This is a genomic window from Streptomyces sparsus, from assembly GCF_054776295.1.
Map to the genome: position 1 here is coordinate 1 of NZ_BAAHCA010001731.1, position 523 is coordinate 523.

General features: G+C 77.8%; 1 pseudogene. It reads right to left on the bottom strand.

The window, feature by feature from the left end:
• Positions 1–523 (bottom strand): annotated as a pseudogene (locus tag ACYVE9_RS30545) (SGNH/GDSL hydrolase family protein); the annotation flags it as partial.

A 523-nucleotide genomic window follows, 5' to 3' on the forward strand; every position in this document is an offset into this window, starting at 1 on the left:
GTGTTCGCCAACCGGACCCGGACGCTGCCGCCGCCCGCGCTGGTGTGGACCACCAGCCGCAGCGTGCGGTCCGTCCACGGCCCGACCCGGGCGTAGCCGCCGGTGCTCGCCGCCCAGGTTCCGGTCCAGGCGTCCGACCGGCGCTGCACCGCGACGTCGAACACGTGGAGGTCGGCCTGCGGGCCCGGGTCGTGCGGGAGTTCCACCGAGGTGATCGCCCGCCCGCGCGGCACCGGCACGGTCACCACGTACAGCCGGGGGCGCTCGCGGCGTCGCCCGTCGGGGGTGTTGAGGTACGGCAGCGCGACCGCCTCGGTACTGGCGGGACCGCCCCGCCAGTCCCCGACGGTGAGGGTGTACGGGGAGTGGCCGCCGTCGAGGTGGTGCACCCGTCCCTCGCCACCGGCCTGCTCTCCGGGCCCGTGCGGCGAGCTGGCCGCGACCAGGAACGACACGGCGTCGCCCCGGCCGCGCACCCGGACCCGCTGACCGTCCGCCCGCACGTTGTCGGGCCGGCCGGGCG